22 protein-coding genes and 2 pseudogenes are annotated in these 22,671 nt (G+C 70.7%); 10 read left to right on the forward strand and 14 right to left on the reverse strand.

Annotation, left to right across the window (positions count from 1 at the left end; translation table 11 throughout):
- Position 1: 1 nt before the first annotated feature.
- Both G3I56_RS12680 and G3I56_RS12685 read right to left on the reverse strand, forming a co-directional pair.
- Positions 2 to 463: an ATP-binding protein gene (locus tag G3I56_RS12680; RefSeq protein WP_164409026.1), complete on the reverse strand. Its 462-nt coding sequence runs from the start codon at positions 461 to 463 to the stop codon at positions 2 to 4.
- Between the two features lie 106 nt (positions 464 to 569).
- Positions 570 to 1,877: a DUF6777 domain-containing protein gene (locus G3I56_RS12685; RefSeq protein WP_343239930.1), complete on the reverse strand. Its 1,308-nt coding sequence runs from the start codon at positions 1,875 to 1,877 to the stop codon at positions 570 to 572.
- A 191-nt stretch (positions 1,878 to 2,068) separates the two neighbouring features.
- On the opposite strand from G3I56_RS12685, the gene G3I56_RS12690 reads away from it, so the two are divergent.
- A complete protein-coding gene (locus G3I56_RS12690) occupies positions 2,069 to 3,328 on the forward strand; it encodes a streptophobe family protein (protein ID WP_164409166.1) in 1,260 nt (419 codons plus the stop codon).
- A gap of 33 nt (positions 3,329 to 3,361) precedes the next feature.
- On the forward strand, positions 3,362 to 3,775 hold the full coding sequence (locus G3I56_RS12695; protein WP_164409027.1) for a nuclear transport factor 2 family protein: 414 nt from the start codon (positions 3,362 to 3,364) through the stop codon (positions 3,773 to 3,775).
- A gap of 27 nt (positions 3,776 to 3,802) precedes the next feature.
- Here G3I56_RS12695 and G3I56_RS12700 read toward each other — a convergent pair whose 3' ends face one another.
- From G3I56_RS12700 to G3I56_RS12715, 4 genes are all read right to left on the reverse strand, one after another.
- On the reverse strand, positions 3,803 to 4,819 hold the full coding sequence (locus G3I56_RS12700; protein ID WP_164409028.1) for a serine/threonine-protein kinase: 1,017 nt from the start codon (positions 4,817 to 4,819) through the stop codon (positions 3,803 to 3,805).
- On the reverse strand, positions 4,819 to 5,436 hold the full coding sequence (locus G3I56_RS12705) for a hypothetical protein (RefSeq protein ID WP_164409029.1): 618 nt from the start codon (positions 5,434 to 5,436) through the stop codon (positions 4,819 to 4,821). Before G3I56_RS12705 ends, G3I56_RS12700 begins: the two co-directional genes overlap by 1 nt.
- Before the next feature lie 14 nt (positions 5,437 to 5,450).
- Positions 5,451 to 7,793, reverse strand: coding sequence for an FHA domain-containing protein (locus tag G3I56_RS12710; protein ID WP_164409030.1), 2,343 nt, complete (start codon positions 7,791 to 7,793; stop codon positions 5,451 to 5,453).
- A 68-nt stretch (positions 7,794 to 7,861) separates the two neighbouring features.
- The gene (locus tag G3I56_RS12715) at positions 7,862 to 8,272 is read right to left on the reverse strand and encodes a hypothetical protein (RefSeq protein ID WP_164409031.1); all 411 of its coding nucleotides are present in this window, start codon (positions 8,270 to 8,272) and stop codon (positions 7,862 to 7,864) included.
- Between the two features lie 331 nt (positions 8,273 to 8,603).
- Between G3I56_RS12715 and G3I56_RS12720 the strand changes: the two genes are divergently transcribed.
- On the forward strand, positions 8,604 to 8,900 hold the full coding sequence (locus tag G3I56_RS12720) for a DUF1905 domain-containing protein (protein WP_164409032.1): 297 nt from the start codon (positions 8,604 to 8,606) through the stop codon (positions 8,898 to 8,900).
- Positions 8,901 to 8,926: 26 nt separating this feature from the next.
- Here the strand turns inward: G3I56_RS12720 and mgrA are convergent, their stop codons facing one another.
- Positions 8,927 to 9,919: an L-glyceraldehyde 3-phosphate reductase gene (gene mgrA / locus G3I56_RS12725; protein ID WP_164409033.1), complete on the reverse strand. Its 993-nt coding sequence runs from the start codon at positions 9,917 to 9,919 to the stop codon at positions 8,927 to 8,929.
- 119 nt (positions 9,920 to 10,038) lie between these two features.
- Between mgrA and G3I56_RS12730 the strand changes: the two genes are divergently transcribed.
- On the forward strand, positions 10,039 to 10,926 hold the full coding sequence (locus tag G3I56_RS12730) for a LysR family transcriptional regulator (protein ID WP_164409034.1): 888 nt from the start codon (positions 10,039 to 10,041) through the stop codon (positions 10,924 to 10,926).
- Between the two features lie 54 nt (positions 10,927 to 10,980).
- Positions 10,981 to 11,496 (forward strand): DinB family protein, encoded by a 516-nt coding sequence (locus G3I56_RS12735; protein ID WP_164409035.1) that lies wholly within the window; start codon positions 10,981 to 10,983, stop codon positions 11,494 to 11,496.
- On the opposite strand, the gene G3I56_RS12740 is transcribed toward G3I56_RS12735, so the two are convergent.
- Together G3I56_RS12740 and G3I56_RS12745 are read right to left on the reverse strand one after the other, a co-directional pair.
- Positions 11,478 to 12,548 carry an adenosine deaminase gene (locus G3I56_RS12740; protein WP_164409036.1) on the reverse strand — a complete coding sequence of 357 codons (1,071 nt, stop codon included), beginning with the start codon at positions 12,546 to 12,548 and terminating at the stop codon, positions 11,478 to 11,480. The two genes, G3I56_RS12735 and G3I56_RS12740, sit on opposite strands and share 19 nt — an antisense overlap.
- A gap of 42 nt (positions 12,549 to 12,590) precedes the next feature.
- A complete protein-coding gene (locus G3I56_RS12745; protein WP_164409037.1) occupies positions 12,591 to 13,004 on the reverse strand; it encodes a VOC family protein in 414 nt (137 codons plus the stop codon).
- A gap of 191 nt (positions 13,005 to 13,195) precedes the next feature.
- Here G3I56_RS12745 and G3I56_RS12750 point away from each other — a divergent pair, with 191 nt between their 5' ends.
- Together G3I56_RS12750 and G3I56_RS12755 are read left to right on the forward strand one after the other, a co-directional pair.
- Entirely contained in the window at positions 13,196 to 14,080 is an 885-nt protein-coding gene (locus tag G3I56_RS12750) for a phosphatase PAP2 family protein (RefSeq protein ID WP_343239931.1), read from the forward strand.
- A complete protein-coding gene (locus G3I56_RS12755) occupies positions 14,016 to 14,723 on the forward strand; it encodes a dienelactone hydrolase family protein (RefSeq protein WP_164409038.1) in 708 nt (235 codons plus the stop codon). Before G3I56_RS12750 ends, G3I56_RS12755 begins: the two co-directional genes overlap by 65 nt.
- A 123-nt stretch (positions 14,724 to 14,846) precedes the next feature.
- On the opposite strand, the pseudogene G3I56_RS12760 reads toward G3I56_RS12755, so the two are convergent.
- The 3 genes and pseudogenes from G3I56_RS12760 to G3I56_RS12770 all read right to left on the reverse strand — a co-directional run.
- Positions 14,847 to 15,791: pseudogene (locus G3I56_RS12760) on the reverse strand (hydrolase); the annotation flags it as partial.
- Positions 15,792 to 16,001: 210 nt separating this feature from the next.
- A complete protein-coding gene (locus tag G3I56_RS12765; protein ID WP_164409040.1) occupies positions 16,002 to 16,901 on the reverse strand; it encodes an aldo/keto reductase in 900 nt (299 codons plus the stop codon).
- Positions 16,902 to 16,964: 63 nt separating this feature from the next.
- Positions 16,965 to 18,335 (reverse strand): RICIN domain-containing protein, encoded by a 1,371-nt coding sequence (locus tag G3I56_RS12770; protein ID WP_164409041.1) that lies wholly within the window; start codon positions 18,333 to 18,335, stop codon positions 16,965 to 16,967.
- A 322-nt stretch (positions 18,336 to 18,657) separates the two neighbouring features.
- Here G3I56_RS12770 and G3I56_RS12775 point away from each other — a divergent pair.
- Positions 18,658 to 18,792: pseudogene (locus tag G3I56_RS12775) on the forward strand (SDR family oxidoreductase); the annotation flags it as partial.
- A 23-nt stretch (positions 18,793 to 18,815) separates the two neighbouring features.
- Here the strand turns inward: G3I56_RS12775 and G3I56_RS12780 are convergent.
- Together G3I56_RS12780 and G3I56_RS12785 are read right to left on the reverse strand one after the other, a co-directional pair.
- Entirely contained in the window at positions 18,816 to 20,084 is a 1,269-nt protein-coding gene (locus tag G3I56_RS12780) for an amidohydrolase family protein (protein ID WP_164409042.1), read from the reverse strand.
- Complete coding sequence (locus G3I56_RS12785; protein WP_164409043.1) at positions 20,078 to 21,082, reverse strand: CoA transferase; 1,005 nt, start codon at positions 21,080 to 21,082, stop codon at positions 20,078 to 20,080. The genes G3I56_RS12780 and G3I56_RS12785 overlap by 7 nt, the downstream gene beginning before the upstream one ends.
- A gap of 49 nt (positions 21,083 to 21,131) precedes the next feature.
- Between G3I56_RS12785 and G3I56_RS12790 the strand changes: the two genes are divergently transcribed.
- Together G3I56_RS12790 and G3I56_RS12795 are read left to right on the forward strand one after the other, a co-directional pair.
- Positions 21,132 to 22,085 (forward strand): enoyl-CoA hydratase/isomerase family protein, encoded by a 954-nt coding sequence (locus tag G3I56_RS12790; protein ID WP_164409044.1) that lies wholly within the window; start codon positions 21,132 to 21,134, stop codon positions 22,083 to 22,085.
- Between the two features lie 233 nt (positions 22,086 to 22,318).
- Positions 22,319 to 22,648 (forward strand): hypothetical protein, encoded by a 330-nt coding sequence (locus tag G3I56_RS12795; RefSeq protein ID WP_164409045.1) that lies wholly within the window; start codon positions 22,319 to 22,321, stop codon positions 22,646 to 22,648.
- Positions 22,649 to 22,671: the final 23 nt, after the last annotated feature.

A 22,671-nucleotide genomic window follows, 5' to 3' on the forward strand; every position in this document is an offset into this window, starting at 1 on the left:
GTCACCGGCCGGTCCGGTTGAGCGGCAGCACGGCCCGGACGTACTTGCCGACCGGCACCCGGCGGGCGGTCACCTCCGACGCGAGTGCGTGAACGATCTCCAGTCCGTGCCGCCCGATCCGTTCCGGGTCCCGGGGGTAGCGCAGGGGCAGCGCGGCACTGCTGTCGTACACGGACACCGTCACCGAGGTGTCCGAGCCCTCCAGATCGAGGACGTACGGGCCGTGACTGTGCCGGTCCGCGTTGGTCACCAACTCGCTCACCACCAGAACCAGTTCACCGTCGACACGCTGGTCCGTCGGAGCGCACAGGTCCTTTCGCAGTTGCTCGATGAAGTTCTCGGCGAAGGCTCGTGCCTCCGCGATGCAGCCCGGCTCGCCGGTGAAGTGCGTCGCGCGGCGCAACGGTTCGGCGGGGACACCGAAACCAGTCGGCATCACTGCTCCGCCCAGATGTTCGATCATGTGGTGCTCTCCGGGTGCGCCGGGGTCCGGCCGGACCCGGTCGCACCACTGCTCGTACCCCGAGCCGCGCTCCGCAGTCCCCTGCCCCCCGCGCCTCCCCCGGACCTCAGGAGGACGGCGAGCTGAACGCCGGCTGGGGCGTCGCCTCGGAGAGGCTGTCGTCGGGCGGCGACTGAGGTGACGCGGGTGCCGAGGACGGTGGCTGGACGGCCGGGGGCGAGGAGGGGGGCGCGCTCGATGTCGGCGGGCAGGGCGTGGCCGACGGACTGGAGGTGCCAGGCGTGGCCGGTGACACGGGCGAGGCCGGTGGCCCGGTCGAGGTGCCGGGTGAGAACACGCAGGGCAGCGGTGACTGAGGCGGCGGCAGCAGGCCGGGCGACGCGGATGTCGGCTCCGAGGACGCTGCCGAGGGCGCCGACGAACTCACCGACGGGGACGGCCGGTCGACCGGCGGATCGGTCTTCTGGTCGTGCCTGCCCGTGTCACCCTGGTGACGGTGGAACCAGTCGCCGCGCTCGGGGTCGTAGACGACGAAGATGTTGATGACGGTGGTGGCGGGCGCCACGACGACCACGTTCGAAGAGCGGTACGTGGGCCACGCGTCGCCCTTCGGGCGCGGGGCGCTCTGCTGTCGTACCGGGTCGGTGAGCGGGTTGCCGCAGGCGCAGCGCACGCGCGGCCGGCCGCGGTCGTCGACGAGGACGGCCGTGCCGGTCTGGAGGACGGCCTGGTAGCTGGTGGCGGCGGCGTCGCGGTAGCCGTGGTTGGTGACGCGGGTGTCCATGCGCAGTTGTACGGGAGTGAGTGAGCGCAGGTAGGCGGGGACCCCGGCGGGCTGGAGGCCGAGGACCGAGGCGAACGCCCCGTTCTTCGCGGGGGCCGTCCCAAGGACCCGGATCTGCTTCTCCACGTCACAGCTGGCGACCTTGCGGGTGCCGCCGTACAGACCGGGCGAGCCGCCGTCCACGCCCCGTACGGCGTTCGAGGTGGCTGTCGCCGAGAGCGTGGCGGTGGGAGTCGTGACCGGCGGGGCGGAGCTGTCCTTGGCCGTGGACTCGGTGAAGGGGTCGGGGCCCGACTTGTCCGCGGCCTGGAGGAAGACCTCGCCGCTCGCCTGGTCCGTGGTGCTCTCGGATCGGGTGAGGACGACGATCAGGGCCACGGCGGCCACGACCGAGGTGACCAGCACCGCGATGCGGGGCACCGACCTCCACCAGGGCCGGTCGCGCCCAGGTTCCGGCCCGGTTCCGGGCCCGGCCCCGACGCCTCCACCACCGCCGCCTCCCCCGCCGTCCCCGCCTCCGCCGTCGGCGGGCGGCTGGGACGGTGGTCCCGCGGGTGGCTGGGAGGGGCCCGACAAGGGGCCGGAGGGCGGTCCTGTGGGGCGGCCGGAGGACGGCTGTTCGACGCTCACGGGCTCTTCTTCCGACGTGGGCTCCTGCGGCACTCGCACTGATTTGTGCCGCTTTCTTCCACAACGTTCCCATTGTGCGCCCTGGTCCCGGGTCGCCCGCAAGCGGACGCCTTCGTTCCTCCCGACAGGCGCACCGCCCGAGAGCTGCTTAGCGTGGCAGGGTGAGCACGCGAACCCCCGCTCCAGTGCCGATGCTCGCCGAGGAGCGGACCGTCTCCCGGCACGGCTGGGTACAGGCCCTGGCCGCGGTACTGACCGGACTGGGTGCCATGGTGCTGACCGCCGGGCTGGGGCTGTGGGCGGCGGGTGCGGGTGATCTGCCGGACGGCGCGTTCCCCCGGGTCGTCGCGGCCACCGTCGTGACTGCTGTCGGCGGCACCGTCGAACTCACGGGCGACGCCGGAGACCTCGCCGAGACAGCGGGCGGCCTGACCGTGATGCCGCTGTCGGTGACGCTGGTCGGGGCGCTGGTGACCGGTGCGGGTTTCCTGCGCCCGCTGCGGCACCGGGCCGTCGCCGGGGCTCCCGAGCTGGCCGGCTGGGCCGCGCGCATCGCCGTCCTGTGGGTGCTGGGCCTGGGCGGTCTGACGTTCGCGGCCCGCCAGACCTTCGCGGTCTCGCTGGGCGACGGAACGCTCGCCGACATCGGTGACGTATTCGGCGCCTCACCAAGGATCGGCTTCACGACCGACGTACCGCAGACGCTCCTCGCCGGCCTGCTGTGGCTGGCGGGCGTACTGACGCTGGCCCTGCTGGTCTCGCGCGGGGCCCCGCTGCCGGCGCGTCTGCTGCGCTTCCAGGAGTCGGTACGTCCGGCCGCGTACGCCATGGTCGTGCTGCTGCTCGCCTTCGTGGCCCTGGGGACCGTGATCGGGCTCGTGGTGGCGGTGACGCGCGGACAGCCCGCGCAGTCACTCGCGCTGGTCCTGCTGGGCATGCCGAACCTGGTCTGGCTCGCCCTCACCACCGGCTTGGGCGCAACCTGGGAAGGGCGCGTAGACGGCCCCTTCGGGCTGCCGATGCCGCACGTCCTCGACGAGGTGCTGCGCACCCCGGACACCGCCACGCTCAACCTGGACACCCTCTCCGGCTTCGACGGGAGGGTGTGGTGGCTGGTGGCCGTCGACGCGGTGCTGCTGCTGGCCGCCGCGTTCCTGATGGCGGCGCGTTCACCGGCCCGGATGCGGGCCTGGCAGCACGCCGTGCACATGGCGGTCGCGCTCGCGCTGACAGTCCTGATGATCTGCCTGCTCGGCCGGATCTCCGCCCACTACGGCCTCTCCGTGCTCGGCATCGGCGACCTCGGCGGCAACCTCTCCGGCAGCCTGCTCCTACGCCCGCAGCTGTGGGGCGTGCTCGGCCTCGCGCTGCTGTGGGGGCTGGTCACCGGGTTTCTGGGCGCGCTGCTGGCCCGGCGCGTGCACCGGCGGGGCGAGGTCGAAAACCGTTAGCAGGGGTTCCGGCGGCCGTGGGAGTGTGGCTCCATGGCGTTGACTGTCGAAGACCGGCTGGCCGTCACGGAGTTGATCGCGCTGCACGGTCACCTCGTCGACGAAGGACACCTCGACCGCACGGCGGAGGTGTTCACCCCGGACGTGGTGTACGACCTCTCCGCCTTCGGTCAGGACGTTGTCACCGGCCTCGCCGCACTCACGGACGCGGCGCTGGCCCGCGGCCCGGCGAATCCTGTTTCCCACCACGTCACGAACGTGGTCGTCACGGAGGAGCACGGCGGCCGGGTCCGCGCCCGTTCCAAAGGGCTGGGCGTCATGGCGGACGGCACCTGCGGCTCGGTGACGTACGACGACACCGTGGTGCGGGTCGACGGGGGCTGGCGGATCTCCTACCGGAAGGTGTCCGCGCGGCGCGTGCCGCTGGGCGGGCTGGGACAGGGTTGAGGCCTGCCGCATCCGCCCGAAGTCCGGTTACCCCGACCGCCGGTGGCCCTGCCGGGTGAACACCGGGCGTGCCCAGGCCGGCGGCCCAGGTGGTCGCTCCTCGGCGGTCTCGGGCAGTCGGACCACCTGTGTGGGCGCGTGATCCGCGTGCACGGGTCCTGTCGAGGCCGTGCGGAGGGCGGCGACGAAGTCGAGGCAGGAGTCGTAGCGGTCGTCGGGGCTCTTGGCGAGCGCCTTCGCGAACACAGGGTCGACGGCGGCCGGGAGTTCGGGGCACTGCTCGGTCAGCGGCGGCGGCTGGTCGTACTGGTGGGCCCACAACAGGGCCATGTCGTCGTCGCGTTGGAAGGGCGGGTGGCCCGCCAGGATCTCGTGGACGACGCACGCGAAGCCGTAGACGTCGCAGCGGCCGTCGACCGGGCGCCCCGAGATCTGCTCGGGCGACACGTAGTCGAGGGTGCCGACGAACTGGCCGACGGTCGTGAAGCCGGTGAGCGACAGCGACTTCTTCGTCAGACCGAAGTCGGTGAGGTAGACGTGCTCGGGATGGTCGGTGTCGGTACCCCGGGCGACCAGGATGTTGCCGGGTTTGACGTCCCGGTGGACCAGGCCGTGCTCGTGGGCGGCGTCGAGCGCCGAGGCGACCTGGGCGGCGATGCGGAGGGCGGCGGGGAGCGGCAACGGGCCCTTTCGGTCGAGGAGATGACGCAGGTCACTGCCTTCGACGTACCTCATGGCGATGTAGAGGATGCCGTCCGTCTCGTCGGCCTCGAAGACCGGGACGATGTGCGGATGGTCGATCGCGGCGGCCACCCGTGACTCATGGGTGAAGCGCCTACGGAAGGTGTCGTTGCGGGCGAGTTCCGGGGCGAGAAGCTTCAGGGCGACGGTCCGGTCGAGCCGCAGGTCCCTGGCCCGGTAGACGACTGCCATGCCGCCTCGGCCGATCTCCTCCTCGACGCGGTAGCCGGCGATCTGCCTCCCGAGCAGGTCGGAGGGCCGTCCCGCGTGCGACCGCGTGTCGTGGTCCGGGTCACGCCCCATCAGCCGCCACCGCTACCCATGCCACCGCCGACGTCTCTGACGACCTGGGTGGGCGCGTGACCCAGGTCCGGCACCACCTGGGTCGGCTCCCGCGCGGGGGCGGCGGGTTCCCGGTCTGCGGCGTACGTGCTCAGCCGGGTTCCGTCGGTGTACACCCAGCGCTCGTGCTCGGCGTCGTAGAGCCACACGGACTCGCCGTCGACGACGATCCCGATCCGCTGTCCGTGCGTACGGCCCCGGAACGACTCCCGGTCGAGCGCGCCCCCGGTCAGCTCCTCCACGGCGCCGCGGTAGCGGGCCAGCGCCTGTTCGGCGCGGGCCAGCAGGGGGCGTGGGTCGGCGGTGCGGGCGAGCGGGGCGCCGGCGGCGGGCGGGTCCTGCGGTACGGCGACCAGGAGCCGTCCGTCGACCCAGGCGGACCAGCCGTTCGCGCACCGGACATGCCCCCAGTCGCCGCGCCGTTCGACCAGTTCGACCGGCAGCAGCGCGTCGAGGGGCACGGTGGGCCGGGACGGGTCGGGCGCCTCCCAGGCGGCCAGGCCGTCCTGCGGGACGACGTGCGTGGGACGGAATCCGGAGATCTGGTATCCGGAGCTCCGGTATTCGGGGGACGTCATCTCACCCACCCCCGCTACTTCCGCATGACAGCGGGTTCGTGCCGCCGCAGCAGCCGGAGGACCACGTACCCGAAGACCACCGACAGCACGACCAGCATGCCCGCGTTGAGCAGCCAGACCCCGGCCGAGTGTTCGAACAGCGGGTCGGCGGTCAGTTCGCCGGGGACGATCCGCGACAGTCCGATCGTGCCCGCCATCGCGCCGAGCGCCCACCGCGAAGGGATCAGCCAGGAGAGCTGCTCGATGCCGGGGACACCGTCGAGTTTCAGCAGGGCCCCGCAGAACACCACTTGGACGATGGCCAGCAGCACGAGCAGCGGCATCGTCACCTCCTCCTTTCGGACGAGCGCCGAGACCAGCAGGCCGAGCATCATCGCCGTGAAGGAGAGCAGCGCGACGGCGACCGTGATCTCCACGAGGGGTGGCATCAACACGCCTTTTCCGCCAGGTGTGTTGAGGTCGACGCCGAGCAGGGCGACGAGGGTCAGCACGACGGCCTGGGCGACGGTGATCGCGCCGAGGACCACGACCTTCGACATCAGATATGCCGATCTGGACAGCCCGACGGCCCGTTCACGCTGGTAGATCACGCGTTCCTTCACCAGTTCGCGCACGGCGTTGGCCGCACCGGTCAGGACGCCGCCGACGCACAGGATGAGCAGCGCGTTCATCGCCGTCTCCTGGGTGAGCCTGCTGCCGGCCAGCGCCCGGGCCATCGCGCCCATCACGAACGGCAGCGCGATCATGATGGCGAGGAAGGTGCGGTCGGCGCTCAACGCGGCCGTGTAGCGACGGACCAGGGTGCTCAGCTGGGCGCCCCAGTTCTGCGGCTTGGGCGGGGGCGGGGCAGCATCGACCGGGCCCGACCTCGGCAGCCGGGGCTGGGCGGACGAGTTGACGATGTACTGCCCGTGGAACGGTGAGGCGCGGTACTCCCCGGCCCAGTCCCGTTCCTGGTCGCGTTCGAAGGCCTCGAACGCCTCGGGCCACTGCTCGTACCCGAAGAAGGCGAGGGTGTCCTCGGGCGGCCCGTAGTAGGCGACCTTGCCGCCCGGCGCGAGTACGAGCAGCCGGTCGCAGACGTCGAGGCTGAGCACGCTGTGGGTGACGACGATGACGGTCCGGCCGTCGTCGGCGAGGCCGCGCAGCATGTGCATCACGGAGCGGTCCATCCCCGGATCGAGGCCCGAGGTCGGTTCGTCGAGGAAGAGCAGCGACGGCTTGGTGAGCAGTTCCAGGGCCACGCTGACCCGCTTGCGCTGTCCGCCGGAGAGGCTGTGGACGGGCTGGTGGAGGCGCTGTTCCAGGCCGAGTTCGCGCACCACCTCGTCGACGCGGGCCCGTCGTTCCGCTTTCGCGGTGTCCTGCGGGAAGCGCAGTTCGGCGGCGTAGGTGAGGGCTCCGCGCACGGTCAGCTGGGCGTGCAGGATGTCGTCCTGCGGGACCAGGCCGATGCGCTGGCGCAGTTCGGCGTAGTCGCGGTAGAGGTCGCGGCCGTCGTACAGCACCGTGCCGTGGTCGGCGGGGCGCAGGCCGGTCAGGGCGTTGAGGAGGGTGGACTTGCCCGCGCCGCTGGGTCCGACGACCGCGAGCAGGCACTTCTCCCCCACCGGGAAGGACACGCCCTCCAGGAGCGTCTTGCGGCCGTGGTCGACGGCGACGGTGAGGTCCTGGACGTCGAGGGACACCTCGCCGGTGTCGACGTACTCCTGAAGCTGGTCGCCGACCAGGCAGAAGGCGGAGTGGCCGACGCCGACGATGTCACCGGGAGTGACGATCGCCCGGGCGACGGGCGCGCCGTTGAGGAACGTGCCGTTGTGGCTGCCGAGGTCGACGATCTCGTACGTCCCGTCCGGGTGGGCGCGCAGTTCGGCGTGCCGTCGGGAGACGACGAGGTCGTCGACGACCAGGTCGTTGTCGGCGCCGCGGCCGATGCGGACGGTACGGGCGGACAGTGGCCGAACGGTGGTGGGCTGCCGGAAGGTGCCGGTCAGGGCAGGCATGGAGACCGCCGAGGGGCGTTCCCGGACCGGCGGGGGCGGGCTGACGAGAACGGCTCGCGGCCCGTCGGCGGGGCTGCCGAAGCAGAGGACGCTGCCAGGTCCGATGTCCCGTTCGTGGATGCGCAAGCCATCGGCATATGTGCCGTTGGTGCTGTTCTCGTCCTCGACCGTCCAGTGGTCGGCCTCGGGCCGCAGCACCGCGTGATGCCACGAGACCCGGGCGTCGTCGATGACGATCTCGCTGAGCGGGTCGCGTCCGACGTGATAGTCGTGGCCCGGACTCATCACCGTGGAACCCGTCTCCGTCTCCAGGACGAGTTCGGGCGCGGTCGGCACGACCGAGCGGTCTACCATGCCCAGAATTCTAGCGATTCGTCCGCATGTACGCCCGGCCAGCCGCGTGACGCCGGAGGTCTCGGCGGTCAGGCGACCGGTACGACCAGTGCCGGGTTGGTCCGCTGCATCCGCAGCGCGTCCACGGACTCGGCGAGCAGTTCGTACTCGGCGGTCTCGTCGTACGTGGCGATCCGGACAAGCCTTCCGGCCGCCAACTCGTTGGCGACCAGCTCCTGTTGATACGGGTCCATGGACCAGGTGCGCAGCAGGCCGGGCACATCGGGCACGGTGGCGGGCACCGGGATGAGCGAGTTCGGGGGGAAGTACGGTTCGTCGGGCTGCGGATCGAGCCGTTCGGCGATCCAGTTCGCGCGGTCCCGCAACCACCACAGGGCCAGCGCCAGGGTGGGTGCGCGGTAGGTACCCAGCGGTACGCCGATACGCCGGCCCGCACAGACTCCGTACGCCGTGACATGGCAAAGGAACTCGTCGTGCACGATCTTCCCCCGATCACCTGCCGGCCGTGCCTCACTTTCCCTGCGACTCGCTCGCTGTACGCGTTGGTGCTGGTCACTCGATGGTCACTCAGTGGTGCAGTGTTCTACCACTTGAGTATCTTCACTATTGACACTCTGTCACCATGCCTTTCCAGCCAGTTTCCAGGCATTCTCCTGGCATATTCCTGGCAGGTATGGACCGGAATCCGACGGGACGACCTCTCTTCCCGTCGGCAGATCCCCGGATATTCGCGATGATCGCGGGATTCGCGATGAGTTTTCCGCTTCCCAGTGGTCTCTTTAGCGAAGACCACTGGAAATGGAGGGCCCCATGGCCACCAGCGAAAAAGTCGACATGATCGACGCCGAATTCACAGCCGTACTGCGCAAAAGCCCGGAACCCGGGGGCTGGACCTACCTGGTCTGGCCGGAATCCGCCACGTTCTTCGGTACCCGCGGCCTGGTCAAGGTCGGCGGGACGATGGACGGGCACCCTTTCCGCAGCTCGTTCATGGCGCTGGGCGACGGCACCCACAAACTTCCCGTGAAGGCCGAGATCCGGAAAGCCATCGGAAAGAATGAAGGTGACACCGTGACAGTACGGCTGACGGAGCGGCTCCGTTCATAACGGGACGAGGAAAGATCGGAAAGAGATCAGGCCTTGATGACCGCGTCGATCCGTGCCAGTTCCTCGTCGGAGAACTCCAGGTTGTTGATGGCCGCGACACTGTCCTCCAGCTGCCGCGGGCTGCTCGCACCGACCAGGGCGGAGGTCACCCGGCCGCCGCGCAGGACCCAGGCCAGGGCCAGCTGGGCCAGGCTCTGGCCGCGGGACTTGGCGATGTCGTCGAGGGCGCGCAGCTGCTGCACGAGGTCATCGGTGATGCGGTCGGAGTTGAGGAAGGGGCTGTCGCTCGCCGCTCGCGAGTCCGCCGGGATGCCGTCGAGGTAGCGGCCGGTGAGCAGGCCCTGCTCCAGCGGGGAGAAGACGATCGAGCCGACCTGGAGCTCGTCCAGCGCGTCCAGCAGACCCTCGTCCTCCGGACGGCGGTCGAGCATCGAGTAGCGGGGCTGGTGGATCAGGAGCGGGGTGCCCAGCTCGGCCAGGATGCGGGCGGCCTCCCGGGTCTGCTCGGCGGAGTAGTTGGAGATGCCGACGTAGAGGGCCTTGCCCTGCTGCACCGCCGTGTGAAGGGCGCCCATCGTCTCCTCCAGCGGAGTCTCCGGGTCCGGGCGGTGCGAGTAGAAGATGTCGACGTGGTCCAGGCCCATCCGGGTCAGGCTCTGGTCGAGGGAGGAGAGCAGGTACTTGCGCGAGCCCCATTCGCCGTACGGGCCCGGCCACATGAGGTAGCCCGCCTTGGTGGAGATCACCAGTTCGTCGCGGTACGGGGCGAAGTCGGCCTTGAGGGCTTCACCCAGCGCGGACTCGGCGGCCCCGGGCGGCGGGCCGTAGTTGTTGGCCAGGTCGAAGTGGGTGACACCGAGGTCGAAGGCGCGGCGCAGGATGGCCCGCTGGGTGTCGACCGGACGGTCGGGGCCGAAGTTGTGCCACAGGCCGAGCGACAGCGCGGGGAGCTTCAGGCCGCTGCGTCCGGTGCGCCGGTAGGGCATGTCCGCGTAACGGTCGGTGTGTGCGGTGTACAACGCGACTCCAGAAGGGTTGGCACGGCGGATGTGATCAGTCTGGTCCTACTCTTCCCCCGGAGGCGGGCAGTGGTCCAACAGGAGAATCCGATGGAATTCAGCGGATAGGCTTCTCAATCATGGAACTACGCCACCTCCAGCACTTCGTCGCGGTCGCGGAGGACCAGCACTTCACCCGGGCCGCCGAACGGCTGATGGTGTCCCAGTCGGGCCTGTCGGCCTCGATCCGCGCGCTGGAGCGGGAGCTGCAGACTCCGCTGTTCGTGCGTACCACCCGCCGGGTGACGCTCACCGAGGCGGGGCGGGCGCTGCTGGGCGAGGCCGAGCGCATCCTGGCAGGGGTGCGGGCGGCGCACGACGCCGTGGCCGCCGTACAGGGCGTGCTGCGCGGGACGCTCTCGCTGGGCGCGGAGCAGTGCATCGGAGGGGTCGATGTCGCCGGGCTGCTCGCCGCGTTCCGGCGGCTGCATCCCGATGTGGAGATCCGGCTGCGTCAGGCGGGTTCCGAGGCGATCGCGGACGAGGTCGCCGCCGGGCGGCTCGACCTGGCCTTCGCCATCCGCACCCGTGGGGACTCCGACCAGCTGCGCTCCGTACCCCTCAGCAGTGAGCCCATGACCGTGCTGTGCCATCCGAGCCATCCGCTCGCCCTCGCGGGCGCGGTGACGCCGGAGGAGCTGGGCGGTGAGGCGTTCGTCGACTTCCATCCGGACTGGGGGCCGCGCCGGATCACGGACGGGGTGTTCGCCGCCGCGTGCGTACGGCGGACCGTGGCGCTGGAGGTCAACGACGTGCACAGTCTCCTGGACCTGGTCGGGGAGGGGCTCGGCGTCGCGGTGGTGCCCCGGCACTTCGCGCACAAGCGCGCCGCGCTCACCGCGCTGCCCGTGAAGGGCACCGGCGAGACGGTGTACGAGACGGTCGCGATGCTGCCGCCGCCGCAGGCAACGAGTCCGGCGGCCCGGGCCCTGATGGAGCTGCTGGAGCGGCCAGAGCGGCAGGGTTGATGCCCGTGTCCTGTTCCTGATGCCATGAGCAACGCGGTGCCTATGGTGGATGGCATGGATGCCAAGGACGTTCTCATCGACGCGTACGGCCGGATCCAGGAAGAGGTCCACAACGCCCTGGACGGTCTGTCACCGGACGACCTCAATACCCGGCCCGCACCCGACGCCAACTCCATCGCCTGGCTGGTCTGGCATCTCACCCGGGTCCAGGACGACCATGTCGCCGGGGCGGCCGGCTTCGACCAGGTCTGGCTGAGCGAGGGCTGGGAGAAACGGTTCGGGCTGGGACTGGAGCCCAACGACATCGGTTACGGCCACAGCGCGCGGCAGGTCGCCCGGGTGCGGGTGGAGTCGGGCGACCTGCTGCTCGGCTACTACGACGCGGTGCACGCGCAGAGCCTCAAGTTCCTGCGGGGCCTGACCGCGGGCGACTTCGAGCGCGTCGTCGACGAGCGCTGGGACCCGCCGGTCACTCTCGGCGTACGGCTGGTCAGTGTCCTGGCCGACGATCTTCAGCACGTAGGCCAGGCCGCCTATCTTCGGGGACTGCTTCAGAGCGCCGAGGCGTAGCCCGGCAGGACCACGTCCTCGATGAGTGCCTTGCGCTCGTCGAACGGGATGAACGCGCTCTTGACCGCGTTCACGGTGACCGTGCGCAGGTCCTCGACCGTCCAGCCGGCCTCCTCGACCAGCAGGGACATCTCGCGGGTCATCGTCGTGCCGGAGACCAGCCGGTTGTCGGTGTTGAGGGTGACCCGGAAGCCCAGGTCGCGCAGGGCGGTGATGGGGTGCTCGGCGATCGACTTGGCCGCACCCGTCTGGAGGTTGGAGGTCGGGCACATCTCCAGGGCGATCCGGCGGTCGCGCACCCAGCCCGCGAGACGGCCGACCTTGCCGTCCACGATGTCGTCGGTGATGCGGACGCCGTGGCCGATGCGCTGGGCGCCGCAGACCTGGAGCGCCTGGTGGATGCTGGGCAGACCGTGCGCCTCACCGGCGTGGATGGTGAACGGCACGCTCGCCCTGCGCAGGTGCTCGAAGGCGGCGAGGTGGTCGGCGGGCGGGAAGCCGTCCTCGGCGCCCGCGATGTCGAAGCCGACGACACCCGCGTCCCGGAAGGCGACAGCCAGATCGGCGGCCTCACGGACACGGTCGAACATGCGCATCCCGCACAGCAGCGTCCCGACCCGCACCGGGGTGCCCGCGGCGGCGGCCTTCGCCATGCCCGCCGCCAGGCCCTCCTGGACGGTCTCGACGACCTCGGCGAGGGTCAGACCGCCGTTCACGTTGAGTTCGGGGGCGTAGCGCACCTCGCCGTAGACGACGCCGTCCTCGGCGAGGTCGAGGACGTACTCCTCGGCGGTGCGCAGCAGTCCCTCGCGGGTCTGCATCACGGCGAGGGTGTGCTCGAAGGTGGCTATGTAGCGCACCAGGTCACCGGAGTTGGCGGCCTCGTAGTACCAGGCGGCCAGCTCGTCCGGGTCGGTGGTGGGCAGGGTGTGGCCGATCTCGGCGGCGAGCTCGACCAGGGTGGCGGGGCGCAGGCCTCCGTCGAGGTGGTCGTGCAGCACGGCCTTGGGGAGGCGGCGGATGGTGGCGGTGTCGACGGGGGACGCGGTCATGTGCGGTGTTCCTCGGCAGGTGGTGGTACGCGGTGGGATGGGTCAGTCGGTGGTGGCAGGCTGGAGGAGGTCCCAGCGGTTGCCGTACAGGTCCTGGAAGACGGCCACCGAGCCGTACGGCTCATGGCGCGGCTCCTCCAGGAAGGTCACGCCGGCGGCGGTCATCCGGGCGTGGTCGCGGGCGAAGTCGTCGGTGTGCAGGAAGAAGCCGACGCGCCCGCCGGTCTGGTCGCCGATCCGGGAGCGCTGGTCCTCGCCCTTGGCCCTGGCGAGCACCAGACCGGTGGCGCTCGCTCCGGCGCCTGCTCCATTGGAACCCGGCTCGACGACGACCCAGCGGGAGCCGTCGGGGCGCGGGGTGTCCTCGGCGAGCCGGAAGCCGAGCGCGTCGGTGTAGAAGCGGATCGCCTCGTCGTAGTCGTCGACGACGAGGGTGACGAGGGCGATACGTCTCATCGGCTCTCCTCGGCCTCTCGGGGTGGGGTGGTGGCGCGGCGGCCTGTCCGGCCGGCCTGCGGATCACGTGCGGTTGACGGGTGAGGTTATACGTAACACCCCTGGTGTGTCACCTCCGTACCCGCACGTGTGATCTCCTCCGCATCCGCAGCTCCCGGGAACGATCGCCGGGGCGTGATCGTCGAGCAGATGTGAACCGTGAGCGTGCCGTGGCAAGGGCCGGCCTCCCCGCGATGGGGAGCCTGGTCGCTTTTGTGCTGCTGGCGCTGCTCGCCGTGTCGGTCGTGGCGCGGGGCGGCGGCACCCTCTTCGGGGACCGGGATCTGCTGGAGTGGTCTCTCGCCCACCGCCCGGACCTGGCCGTCACTCTCGCCCGTGTGGTGACCCACACCGGCACGGGCTTCGTGCCGTACGTCCTGGTCGCCCTGGCCGGCTATCTGCTCGGCCGGACGGCACGGCAGCGGATCCAGGCAGCCGCCGCCTGTCTCGTCTGCCTGGTCACCGCCCAGGCGGTGCGGTTCTCGGTGATGGCGCTGCTGTCCCGGCCCCGGCCCGACACGGCGCTCTGGGCGACGGACGCCGGCCACTGGTCGTTCCCCTCGGGCCACACCACCACGTCGGCCGTCACCGCCGGACTGCTCGTCCTGGCCGTCCTGACCCGGGCGCCGCGCGGCCGGTACCTGACCGTCGCCGTGGTCGGCAGCTGGGGTGTGCTGGTCGGGCTGACCAGGGTCTATCTGGGCGTCCACTGGTTCTCGGACGTCGTCGGCGGCTGGTTGTTCGCCGTGTGGTGGCTGGGCCTTGCGGCATACAGCCTGGCGCGCTTCGCACCGGACGCCTGGGCGGAGGTGCTGCGCGGCGACAGCACCCTGCGGCCAGGGGTGACGCTGCTGCCCGGTATACCGGGGCCGGGATCGGATATCCGATTCATCCGTGGCAAGGTGAAGATCGCGCCGGAGTCCGACCGCGGCGCACCCCCACCGAGCGTTGTCCTTCCAGGAGTTGAGTGCCATGTCCGAGCTGCCGAAGCCGACCGGATCCCCCTCCCGCCAGAACGTGACGTTTCCCAGCGCTGACACCACCGCGCACGGCTATCTGGCACTGCCGCCGTCCGGCAGCGGGCCCGGCGTCATCGTCATCCAGGAGTGGTGGGGGCTGACCGACCACATCGCGGACGTCACCGACCGGCTCGCGCAGGAGGGCTTCGTCGCCCTCGCCCCCGACCTCTACGGCGGCAACGTCGCACACGAGAGCGAGGAGGCGCTGCGCATGAAGCTGGCCCTGCCGGTACCGAAGGGCGTCGAACTCCTCTCCGGGGCGGTCGACTACCTGCTGGCGCGGCCGGAGGTCACGTCGGCGACGGTCGGCTCGGTCGGTTTCTGCATGGGCGGCGGCTTCGTGCTCCACCAGGCGGCGGCCGACCCGCGCGTGAGCGCCGCCGTGCCGTTCTACGGCATGATCGAGGGCGAGCTGCCCGACTTCTCCGGCCTCAGGGCCGAAGTGCTGGGCCACTACGGCGAACTCGACGGGAGCATCCCGGTGGAGAGCCTGGACCCGCTGCGCGAGGCCATCAAGGAACAGTCCGGTATCACCCCGGACCTGCGCCTCTACCCGGCCGGCCATGCCTTCTTCAACGACTCCCGCCCGGTGTACGACGCCGAGTCGGCGACCCGGGCATGGGAGAGCACGGTGCCATTTCTCAAGGAGCAGGTCCGCTGAACGCCGGTGTGCTGGGCATGGGCGGTTGACGCGAGGTGAGGGCGGGCCCGGGGTGGTTTCCCCAGGCCCGCCCTCACCTTTCGTTCTTGTACGTCAGTTCCGTTCCGCTCCCCTGCGTCAGCTGCTCGCGCCCGCGAGCCACGCCGTGGCGTTGAGGGCGAGGGGCGCGTTGGTGGCGCCGGTGTCGTTCCAGCCGTCGTACAGGGTGTTGCCGGACTGACCGGTGCCGTCGTCGATCGGGGAGCTGTCGCCCCAGAACGCGATCCGGCCGCTGCCGAAGGTGCTGGTCAGGAAGAAGGCGCCGGTGTTGCCCGAGTACCCGGAGCGGTAGAGCAGGCCCTTCACGGCGGAGTTGTCGGCGGGCTTGAGCGTGGCCGTCGTACCACTGGCGATGAGGCTCTTGGTGACCGTGCCGAAGGTGCCGTGCAGGACCGGGTTCGCCGCGGCGGTGATCGCGGCCGGGTAGCCGGAGCTGATGCTCAGGGAGTCGATGGAGAATCCGAAGGGGTCGGTGGAGTCGACGCTGTTGTTGGTCATCAGGTCGTTGAGGATCTCGACGGCGTCCTCACCGTCGTTGTTGCGGTCGGCCCCGGTGTGGTCGGAGATCATGAAGAGGCCGCCGCCGTTCTGGACGAACTTCATGATGGCGGTCTTCTCGGCGGTGGTGAACAGCGTGTTGGGCTCGGGGAGCACCAGCGTGTCGAAGTTCGACAGGTCGGTCGCCGTGGAGCCGCCGTAGGCGAGGCTGGAGCCCGAGGCCAGCGTCTTGAGGCTGTAGTCGCCGGCCTTCTGGAGGGCGACACCCCAAGAGGAGAGCGCGCCGGTCCAGTCGGTCTCGTCGGAGGGGGCAGAGTCCTCGGAGAGCGGGTTGGGCTGGCTCTTGGAGATGATCCAGTCGGCGTTGCCGGCCGTCTCGGCGTGGGCGTTGTCGAAGAGGACGCGGTGGGGGGTGGCCGCGGTCGCGGTGGTTGCGCTGACAGTGGCCTGGACGGCGACGCCGGTGGCGATCAGGCCGAGCACGGCCAGGGCCGAGGTGAATCTGTGGCGGGACCCGGTGATGACGTACATCTGGCATTCCTCCATGGGTGGGGGGAGAACTGGGGGAAAGCAGTGCGGGTGACGAATCTGCGCGCGTAGACCGGGCGATGACGGTCTCCCGGTGCACACAAGGCAGGACCGTACCGACAAGATCCACGCCACCGGGAGGCCCGGCCGGGGTTTCACGTAAAGCTCTTACGCACGTGCAACCACCGGTCGGGAAGGGGTGTTTGAGGGCGATTACGGGTGACGTGACGCACCGAGTCGGGCCAGCTCGTCGCCTGTCAGCCGCAGTCCACCTGCCGCCACGTTGTCCACGACGTGCTCCGGGTCGCCCGTGCCCGGGATGGCGAGGACATGCGCCCCTTGGTGCAGGCTCCACGCCAGCCGGATCTGGGCGGGGCTCGCGCCGTGCGCGCGGGCGACGGCGAGCACCGCGTCGTCATGGGTGTCGGCGGCGCCCCGGGCTCCGCCGCTGCCCGCGACGGCGAAGAAGGGCACGAAGGCGATGCCCGACTCCCCGCACAGCCGGAGGAGTTCGTCACCCTCGGGGTCCAGGCGGTCCAGCCCGTACCGGTTCTGCACGCACACCACCGGGGCGATCTCCTGCGCCTCGGCGAGGTGTTTCGGCTCGACACCGGAGATGCCGAGGTGGCGGATCAGGCCGGCCTCACGCAGATCGGCGAGCGCACCGAAATGCTCGGCGATGGAGTCCTGCTCCAGCCTGCGCAGGTTGACCACGTCGAGGTGGTCGCGACCGAGTTGGCGCAGGTTCTCCTCGACGTGGCCGCGGAGTTGGTCGGGGCGGGCCGGGGTGGCCCACTCCCCCGAGTAGTCGCGGTAGGGGCCGACCTTGGTGACGATGACGAGGTCGTCCCCGTACGGCGCCAGCGCGCTGTTGATGAGTTCGTTGGCAGAGCGCAGCGCGGAGAAGTAGAAGGCGGCGGTGTCGATGTGGTTGACGCCGAGTTCGACGGCCTTCCGCAGCACACCCAGCGACCGTTCGCGGTCGCTGGGTGTGCCGAGGTGGAAGGCCGCGCTGCCGGTAAGCCGCATGGCTCCGAAGCCGAGCCGGTTGACGGTGAGGTCGCCGAGTTTCCAGGTGCCCGCGGCGTCCGCGGTGATCGTCTCCGAGGTCATCGGCGGAGTCTCGCACGCGGCGCGGGTACCCGACCGGCGTCGGAGGCGGCCTTTAGACGCCCTTTACGGATACACGTAGGTGTTAAGCGTGGTCACCGCCGAGGCGGGGTTTCCGAGGTCGTAGCGGTCCACGGCGAGGAAGTTGGGCTTCTTGCGGGCGGCCGGCTGGCAGAAGCGCTGGGCCCGGTCGGCGAGTTTGGTGTTGTCGGTCGTCGCTGTGGAGGCGATCGCCACGTCCCGGAAGTGGTTCATGACGAACAGGGGCTTGAAGGCGCCCTCGGTGCGGGTCAGCGGGGTGTTGGAGTCGGCGCCGTACCAGCGGCTGTAGCAGGACCAGTCGGAGGTGCCGAGGCCGCCGCCCATGGACCAGTAGTTCTCCACGGTCCACTCGCGCTGGTACATCACGCCGAAGGTGTCCCGGGTGAGTCCGGCGGTCTGGTCGGCGGAGCGGCTGTGGTCGGTGAAGATCAGCAGCCGGTCGTTGGCGGCGATGAGATCGGCGATCTTCGGCCAGCCGTTCTGCCGCACTCCGGTCTGGTCGGGCCGGTAGAGGACGTCCGACAGGCCGCTGACACGGGCGAGTTCACTGCGCAGGACGCCCGGGTCGACGTAGTCCTCCAGGAAGACGGTGACGACCTGGGTGGGGTTCTGCTTGAGGAAGTCGACCATCCGCTGGAGGTCGACCCAGAGGGCGACCGGGCTGCCGACGAGGGTGCAGCTGTTGTGGCAGAGGATCGCGCCGTCGGAGGTCTGGTGGATGTCCAGCATGAACCCCCGCACTCCGTCCGTGAGTTGCTGGTTGATGCCGCGTGACTGGTTCGGGACGAGGTTGACGAAGGGCGGGGCGAAGCCGCCGTCGACGCCGTTCGCGTAGGCGTTGTGGGCGGTGAGGAACGTGACCTGGTCCAGGGTCCGCTGGTCGGCGGACGGCATCGGGGCGACGGTGGGGGCGACCGGGGTGAGGTACCAGGCGGCCAGGCCGCCCGAGCCGCCGATGGCCAGCTGGTCGGGGTAGTTGGCGCCGGACGGCTTGGCGGCGACCGTCAGGTAGCGGGTGGTTCCCGGGGCCTTGAGGGTGTACTGGTCGGTGCCGGACGGGGTGATCTCCCAGGCCGCGTCGGCGCTCGTACAGGCGACGGTCCTCGCCTGGTCGCCGGAGCGGCCGAGACAGGAGCCCGCGGTGTCGGTGCTCTCCAGGAGGTACGAGGTGCCGCTCGCGCGCAGCGTCCACTGCTGGCGGTCCTCGTTGCCCTTGGGCCTGTGCTGTTCGACGGCTCCGGCGTCGTCGGCGGCGTTGAGTCCGGTGGTGGCGCTCTGGACGTAGTAGGCGCCGGCGGCCGGAACAGGGGCGGCCAGGGCGGGCGGTGCCGGGGCGGCAACCACCGTCGCCAATGCGGCTGTTGCGGTGAGCAGAGCGGTGCGGGGGGTCGGCATCTACGGGGGCCCTTCATCGACTCGGCGGCTCGACGACTTGGTCGGCAGGGGCATGACATCACGAAGCCCGGCACGAAGTCAGCAAACCCGTCACACCCGCACCCCAGCCATCTGTCTCGGCTCCCATGTGCTGGGACTGCCGAGGAGTTACTGACCATCGCTGATGGGACATCGGTTGTCGCCGGCCAAAGGCTTGATGATGGGGAGTCGGTCATGAGCGACACCAAGGGTCTGTTCGATCTGACCGGCCGGTACGCGTGGTCACCGGGGCGGCGGGCGGTATCGGCGCCGCTGTCGCCCGGGCGCTCGCCCGCGCCGGGGCACCCGGCGCAACATCCCGCTGCGCCGCTTCGGGGCCGCGAAGGACATCGCGGAGGCGGTGGCGTTCCTCGCCTCGGAGCACGCGGGGTTCATCACGGGTCAGGCGTTGGGGGTGGACGGCGGGTACAGCGTCTGACGCGTCCCTTCACTCGCGCTTCTTCACTCGGGTGCGGTGATGCGGGCTCCGGCTACGAACGCCGCCCGCACGGTGTCGGCCGTCAGTACGTCGAGTGCTTCCCGCAGGGGTACGTGGAGCAGGCACAGGTCGGCGACCTCGCCGACCATCACTCGCCTTGCCCTGGCGGGGTGTTGGGGCTCCCCGGTGAACAGGTTCAGGGCCGCTTCCGCGTCCAGGGCCTCTCCCCCGGCGCGTTCGACAGTGGCCCGCATGACCGCCCACGGGTCGTGGGTTCCGTAGGGAGCGTCGGTGCCGGCGGCGAGCGGGACGCCCGCTTCGGCCAGGGACCGGCAGCGGTAGAGGTGGGGGCGGTCGTCGGGGGCCACGTCGGTGGCGTAGGCGTGGCCGCGTTCGGCGGGGAAGTGCGGCTGGGTCACGACCGTCACGCCGAGCTGCTTGAGCCAGGGGATCGTCTCGGCCGGGACGACGGACGCGTGCTCGACGCGGTCGCCGTCGACCGGACCGGCCTCGTCCAGGGCGAGGAGGGTCACGAGCAGCTGCACCCGGGTCACACAGTGGACGGCCACCGGGCGTGGCCGGAGCGATGCGATTCTGACGGCGAGTTCGGCCGGCGCGGACAGGGTGGCGTCGTCGAGCATCAGCTTCACGGGCGCGTCGACCGTCATGACGAGCAGCCGCTGCGGCAGCACCGACAGCAGATCGAGGAGGCCGTCCGCGGGGTGCGGATCAGCGTTGGTGAACCCTGTCACGCCGAGCGCCGCGGCCCTGCGCCCCACACCCTCCAGGTCCAGGCGTACGGGCGGTACGTGTCCACGCAGCCGTTCGTCCTCCCGCCAGAACCGTCCGTCGCCCGACTCCGCCTCCAGCCCGGCCGCCCGCAGCGCGGCACTGTTCCACACCCACAGCGCGCCGGTCCGGTGCTGGACGCGTACCGGCCGGTGCGGCACGAGGTCGTCGAGGACCCATCGGTCGAGGTCACCCGCGACGCTCTCGTGGTAGCCGATGGCCCGCACCCACTCCTCGGGCGGCCCATCGCGCAGGGCAGTGGCGAGTCCGTCCCGGCCGGTGACGTCCACCGGGCCGACCCGGACGGACGCGGTGTCGGCAGCCAGCGCCGCGAGGTGGATGTGGTGGTCATGAAGGCCGGGCAGCAAGGCGCCGCTGTGCCCGTCGACGGCGTCGGGCTCCTCCCTCCCGTCCAGCCGATCGCCGATCTCGGCGATACGTCCGGCCCGGACACGTACGTCCACCCGCCCCGCGCCCTGGATCTCGACGTTCCTGATCAGCACGGCGACGGCACCAGGGAGGAGGCGCAGGCCGACATGGCGAGGCTCAGCAGCTCGCCGCCACCGGTGGCCAGGGAGCGGGCCGTGGCATGGGCGGCGTAGATGCCGGTGACCGGGTCGGCGAGCGCATCGCCGAGGAACACGGGGTCGCCGTGGCTGTCGAGGCCGGTCAAGCCGCCGGCGACGGCAGCGTCGTCGCCGAACGCGATGCGGTCGTCGTCCCTGCCGTACCCGGTGATGCTCACCCAGACCCTGCCCGGCCGGGCGGCCAGGAACTCCTCGGCGTGTACCCCGAGCCGGCGCATTGCCCTCGCCCGGGACGCCTCGATGACGATGTCGGCCCCCTCGATCACCTCGGTGAGTGCACCCGAGGCGAAGTCCAGCACCAGGCTCTCGTGCCCCTCGTGCAGCCAGCGGTAGAAGGCGGGCGATCCGGCGCGGGCACCGTCCGGGCGGGTCGTGCTCTCCACCTTCAGCACCTGGGCGCCCGCCAGCCCCAGAAGGCGTGCGCACAAGGGGCCCGCCCACAGGGCCGACAGGTCTACGACGCGTAGAGCGGCTGTGTCGCGTACGCGCTGCTCGCCGAGACTCTCGCTGCGTACCGGGGGCCCGCTCACGGAGGCGTGCTCCGAGGCCGCAATCCCCAACAGCTGTGCGCTCGCTGCAACTTCGGCGGCCCTGGCCCGGTTCACCACCTCCTGGAGCGGCTCGCCGTCCGCCCCGTTCAGGATGGCGATGAGAGCCGGTACGGCGGCCAGGTCGTCGGGGCGGGCGAGGTTCACGGCGGTCCAGCCGTCGGCCACTTCGAGGAGGTGACAGGAGCCGCCGGCCGACGTCCGGCCCGGGAGGGCGTGACCCATCAGCCGGGCACGGAGAAAGAGGGCCCTGTGCAGGTCGACGGGCACGCCCGTGAGAGCGGTGAACTCCTTCGCGACCGGGGCCAGCGGAGGCAGGTAGGGCTCGACCGACGCCGACCAGCTGCTGAGAGCGTCATTCTCCAATGACCAAACACCCTTCTCCTCCGAGGTAGCCCCAAATTACACTCCGGTCGTGACCTTGCACTCCCCCTTCGCCCTCGTCGACCTCGACCGTGGAGCGAGTCCCGACCTAGGCCTAGGAACGACTGGAGTGACCGGGCGGGTGCTCATAGGCATCGCGGAGAAACCCACCGGGGCCGACGGCTGTTTCGACGTCCTCCTCACCAGCGAGCCCGATCCACCACGCCCCTGGGTGAGCTGCGCCGACCCGTACGCCACGGCCCGCCGTCTGGCGGAGATCGTGGCGGACCGTCCCGCCGCCTCGGTCGCCCTGATGCAGGTGCTGCGGATGGGTCCGGCGCTGGCGCCACCCGACCGTCTCGTGGTCGAGTCGCTCGCCTATTCGACGCTCCAGGCGTCGACTGTCTTCCGCGCCTGGCTGGACTCGGCGCCCGCTCGTACGCCGCGCCCCTCCGCTGAGCCTGTGGCGCTGGCCCGTGACGGTGACAGCCTCTCCATCACCCTCGACCGGCCGGAGGCTCGCAACGCCATGGACGCCGGCACACGGGACGCCCTGTGCGAGGCGCTCGAAGTCGCCGCACTGGACCCGTCGATCACCCGCGTCGACCTCTACGGCAACGGGCCGTCCTTCTGCGCCGGCGGGGACCTGAGCGAGTTCGGCACGGCCAGGGATCCCGCGCAGGCTCATCTGGTGCGCGTGCACCGGAGTCCGGCCGCCCTGCTCCAGCGGTGCGGTGCGAGGGTCACTGCGCATCTGCACGGCGCCTGTGTGGGGGCGGGCATCGAGCTGACGGCGTTCGCGGGGCGGGTGCGAGCGGCGCCGGATACGGTGATCCGGCTGCCCGAGGTGGGGATGGGGCTGATTCCGGGCGCGGGCGGCACGGCCAGCTTGCCGCTGCGGATCGGGAGGGAACGTACGGCTTATCTGGCACTGTCGGGGGAGGCGTTGAGTGCGAGGGAGGCGCTTCGGTGGGGGTTGGTCGACGAGGTCGTTCAGCGGGACTGAGTGCTCTGCGCGATGTGCGGTATTGAGTCTGCGGGACGTCTGTGGCTGATCGCGCAGTTCCCAGCGCTCCCGAAGGGGCGCTGTACTGCGCGCCGGATTTCTTCGCCCTGCCCCGTCACGTCGGTTGTGTGCGCTCGGTCATTGACCGGGATGCCGCACGGTCCGCAGGTGTTACGCCTTGGTACCTGGTCAGCCCACTTCCCGACGCTCTCGTCCGCAAGCGCATGGAGGAGATGCCGGCCGCCCGTCACGATTCCAACCGCCGGCCGAGCGTCCTGGCGTTCGCCCGCAGCCTGGGCATCAGCAACACGACCTTCCGCCGCCGTTACCCCGGCCTCGTCCAGGAAATAACCGCCCGCTGGACGGTCTCCTCCGACGAGCAGGTCCACGAGCCGTCCACCCTGGACACCCTGACCGTCCGCAACGCGAAGCTCCGGCGCCGCAACCGAGAGTTCACCGCTGCCCTCGCCATCGCCACTGCCCGGATCCAGTACGTCACCCTCGAGAACGTCCGCTTCCGAGAGCCACTCGAAGCCCAACAAACAGTCATTCGCCGCCGCTGACGCCCGTCCTCCGCGGTGAGCAG

The sequence above is a fragment of the Streptomyces sp. SID12488 genome, assembly GCF_010548275.1.
Classification (GTDB): Bacteria; Actinomycetota; Actinomycetes; order Streptomycetales; family Streptomycetaceae; genus Streptomyces.